Source organism: Candidatus Bathyarchaeota archaeon (assembly GCA_026014685.1).
In the GTDB taxonomy this organism is placed as follows: domain Archaea; phylum Thermoproteota; class Bathyarchaeia; order Bathyarchaeales; family Bathycorpusculaceae; genus Bathycorpusculum.
In genome coordinates, this window is record JAOZHW010000002.1 from 1 (window position 1) to 3,668 (window position 3,668).

The 3,668-nt window shown below is 53.6% G+C and carries 6 protein-coding genes; all 6 read left to right on the forward strand.

Annotation, left to right across the window (positions count from 1 at the left end; all coding sequences use genetic code 11):
• The first annotated feature begins 51 nt into the window (after nt 1-51).
• Complete coding sequence (locus NWE96_01160) at nt 52-915, forward strand: phage tail tube protein (protein ID MCW3982586.1); 864 nt, start codon at nt 52-54, stop codon at nt 913-915.
• A gap of 17 nt (nt 916-932) precedes the next feature.
• Nucleotides 933-1,142: a hypothetical protein gene (locus NWE96_01165; GenBank protein ID MCW3982587.1), complete on the forward strand. Its 210-nt coding sequence runs from the start codon at nt 933-935 to the stop codon at nt 1,140-1,142.
• Entirely contained in the window at nt 1,111-1,581 is a 471-nt protein-coding gene (locus tag NWE96_01170; protein MCW3982588.1) for a hypothetical protein, read from the forward strand. The genes NWE96_01165 and NWE96_01170 overlap by 32 nt, the downstream gene beginning before the upstream one ends.
• Nucleotides 1,582-1,669: 88 nt before the next feature.
• On the forward strand, nt 1,670-2,005 hold the full coding sequence (locus NWE96_01175; protein ID MCW3982589.1) for an HK97 gp10 family phage protein: 336 nt from the start codon (nt 1,670-1,672) through the stop codon (nt 2,003-2,005).
• A complete protein-coding gene (locus tag NWE96_01180; protein MCW3982590.1) occupies nt 2,002-2,586 on the forward strand; it encodes a hypothetical protein in 585 nt (194 codons plus the stop codon). The genes NWE96_01175 and NWE96_01180 overlap by 4 nt, the downstream gene beginning before the upstream one ends.
• Nucleotides 2,583-3,668: hypothetical protein (locus NWE96_01185; protein MCW3982591.1), on the forward strand; the 1,086-nt coding region annotated here is incomplete at its 3' end. The genes NWE96_01180 and NWE96_01185, both read left to right, overlap by 4 nt.

The following is a 3,668-nucleotide window of genomic DNA, read 5'->3' on the forward strand; positions in this document are numbered from 1 at the left end:
GTGGCGTGGCTCTTCGAGTCAATCGCCACCTCATAGTCAAAGGTGAAAAACATGGTTGACACCTATCATTCAGACCAAGAAAAGTTCTACTACGTGACCGAAGTCGCCTTCGGCACTGTCCCAGCAAGTCCAGCGATGCTGGGTCACTCCTGCAGTTTAGTGGAGCCCGACATCAACCCGAACAACATTCGCGTGGCTGGCACAGGCTCAGTGGACATAGCCGCGCTTAAGCGGGGGTTGCGGCAGCCCGTTTTGCGAGTGAAGTATCCTTTGCCTTCCGACGCACCCATCAACCTGCTCCAATACGTCAAACAAGAACTAAACGTGAGCCTTTCATTGCAGGTGCTCTACTACAAAGACATCTTCATCTCCGCCACCGACATCGTCAGCCTGCTCTACAAGGGCGCAAGATTCAACAAGGCAGTCCTAACCTGCGACATCGACGGCATCATCGAATGCGACGCCGAGTTCCCAGCCCAAGACATCGAAGTCACCACAGCAAAAATCACAGGAGCCACATACACCGAATACGCAGGCGCCATCTCAGGAAGCGAGAGCTACGTCAAAATCGGCGGCGCAACCTGCGAACGCGTCACATCTTGGAAACTGCAAATCGACAACAACTGCAAACCCGTCCCAGTCATCCGCTCAGTTAACGGGCACATAGCCAAGTATCTGCCATGGGGCAAACGGCTTTTGACAGGCGAACTCACGTTTGAGTTTGAAAGCAAGCAGGAAGCCGACGACATCTTAGCGGATACGGAACAGTCCAGTTTGGAGTTTGGATTGGGCGGAGCCAACAAAGTCAGCGTGGAGCACACCAAATGGGACGACTTTAGCCTAAGCGGGAAAGCAGAGGACCTGATTTACGCAAAAGCGTCGTTCACGGCGAGAGGACCACTTAACATTTCATAGTTATGGAGGGAGCAAGAATGGTAGAAGTGAAAGTTTTGGAGAATTTTGGTCGCGAAGCTGCACTGCGCAAGAAATGGCTCAAAACATGGGAGACACTTGGCGTTAGGATTCTGAAGCTGCCCAAGTGGATGCAGGACATCGTGCTTGAAGACGTGAACACAGCCGTCAGAAACCGAATCGCAACAATGGAGATGATTGAAAACGCGCACAGAAAAAATCGAGCTTGACGGCAGATTCGGCGAGGAATACAAGGGCACTTACACGTTTGCTGAGATTACGTGGGCGAAGCGGAACCGCATCATCCAAAAACACACCAGATACAACCGACTCAGCGGGGACGTGGAGAGCAGCGACTTCATAGCGATTCAAGCGGAAACCATCATGGCGAGTTTGCATGGGCAGCCAGCATCTAAGCCCATCACGCTTGAGAAGCTTCTGGGCGAAGAGGACGGCGTCCCAATCGAGCTTGGCGAACTCTTCTCTAAGGTAGTAAACAGGCTAAACGGTGTGTCTCGGGAGGATTTGCGTTTTTTACTAGAGCAGTTAGACGAGGAAAACCGCACAGTGCTCTTTCAGAGTTTCGGTTATGTAAAGAATTCGGCTGGACACCAACCCAGCTTGCAAGGCAGCCAGCCAGAACAGTGCAGGAGTTCTGCCATATCTTGAACGTGATGGATGAAATGGCGGAGGAAGAGAAACGGAAGGCGGAGCGTGATGCGAGACGGCGGTAGAAGTAACATGTGACATTGAAGGCGTGGAAGAGTTCAAGGCTGCCCTGCAGCGATTTGATAGTGGCATGCAGCGTCAGGTTCACAGTCAACTGGCTAGCTGGGCTGCCGACGTCAAAGCGCAAGCCGTAAAGAACGCGCCCATGGTCACGGGTTATCTACGAAGCACCATCTACGCGCGGGTCAAAGAATGGGTGGCTGACATTGGAGCAGACGCTGCCTATGCGCTGTTTGTTGAGTTGGGCACTCGGTACATGCGTGCTCAGCCCTATCTCTATCCAGCTATTCAGCAGTATTTGCCTGAACTGGAAGCCGTCATCATCTCAGCAATTGAACAGGCTAAGGTGGAGGCGGGCTTATGAGCTTTCGGGAAATCGCGTTAACTGTCCGTGCTGTGAATCGTGCGAGTGCCGAGTTTAACCGCATCCAATCCGACGCCGAAAGCTTGGCTGCACGGGTGAAAAGTTTGGGTTCTACTCTTGCGGGGTTGGGCGCTTTAGGCGTCGCCATCGGCTACGTCGCCAACCAGTTCGGCTTACTTGGCGATGCGGAGATGCGGGTTTTCAACTCAGCCATGTCCGTCGTCACCGTCATGGGCATGTTCCTACGCACAAGCACAGGCTTAGCCGTAGCACAGAAAGTCTATTCTGCCGCCTGCTGGGTCGCCACTGCAGCACAAAACGCCCTGAACATCAGCTACGGAACCTTCCTAGCCTTGACAGGTGTCGGCATAGCGGTGATTGTTGCGGCTGCGGCTGCCATGTGGACTTTTGCCAACAGCATGAACCAAGCAACCGCCAGCGTCCAGAACTTCAACACCGCAGCATCCGAGACACCCACGCACACCCGCAGCATCCAAAGAGCAGGCGAATCAGCGTTGACGTCTGGTTCTCGGGGTGGCGGTTCTGAGGCTTCATTCTACAGGAGGGGCGTCGAACAGTGAGCGTTAACCCGCCAGCCTTAACAATTGCACTGGGCTCTGTCGGGGTTCCCCAAGTCGATGTGGTTGAGGCGCTGGTGCATCTTGGCGCCACCAAAGAAGTCAGCAGCTGGGAGCTTTTGCTGCAGAATTGGGACGGCAAATACAGCCCAAACGGAGCTTACCCGCTTAATGTAGGGCAGGACGGCTACATCTGCATCGGCAGAGGCGCCTCTGTTCCGCAGCTTATCACCACTCGGACGGAGAGCATCAAGTACCAGTCCACACCATCCGAACACTACATGCGCGTGGCTGGCAGGTGCTGGGGCGAGAAGCTCTTTCGGCAAACCGTGACCAAAGATTACAGTGGCTACAAAGGCGAAGCCATCGTCAAGGATTTGCTGGATTACTATTCGGGGATAAGCCATGTGCGTGGCAGCACCGAACTGGTCGAGGACACGGACACGACCTTCACCGACCTTAAAGTGCAGGATACCCAAGTTTGGGATTTACTGCAGAAAATCGCCTCCCAAAGCGACAAACAAGGCGTCATAGGCTACGATTTCCGCACGATGCCTGATGGCAAATTCGAATTTTTCCCCAGAGGCAGCAAAACCAGCCCCGTCAGCCTAACCGACAAAATCGAAGCCTACGAGTACTGGAAGGAAATCATCGCTGTCAGAAACAAAGTCACCATCTACGGAGCGCAGGACAAGAGCGTGCCTCTGAACAAGGTGGCTTGGACGCAGAGCTTAACGCCTGCGGATGGTTCTTGGACGGCTACGGCTGGGCAGGTCAGCTTGGAAACTGGTATGGGCAGTCCCTACAGTATCAAATTGTACGTGCAAAACAACTATTTCGGCGGCGCCCTCTTCCAGCTCAATGGTGTGGTTAATGGGAATTTGTATCCTGAGCTGCATTTTGCCATCCAAAAAGAAACCTACTTTGAAGCAGGCTCAGCGCTTGTTCTCTGGGATAGCTCCAACCGTGCAGCTAGTCGCCAATTCACTTTCCAATCCGTAACCGCCGCTGGCTCTGACCAATGGACTAGTGAAGCCTTCAAGGTAGGCGCTGCAAACGCGGTTGAATGGAGTGTGCAGTCAGGG

What these genes read in the sequence shown, in the direction of transcription:
- NWE96_01160 (MCW3982586.1), top strand. Translation starts at nt 52, where the DNA reads ATGGTTGACACCTATCATTCAGACCAAGAAAAGTTCTACTACGTGACC.
- NWE96_01165 (MCW3982587.1), top strand. Translation starts at nt 933, where the DNA reads ATGGTAGAAGTGAAAGTTTTGGAGAATTTTGGTCGCGAAGCTGCACTG.
- NWE96_01180 (MCW3982590.1), top strand. Translation starts at nt 2,002, where the DNA reads ATGAGCTTTCGGGAAATCGCGTTAACTGTCCGTGCTGTGAATCGTGCG.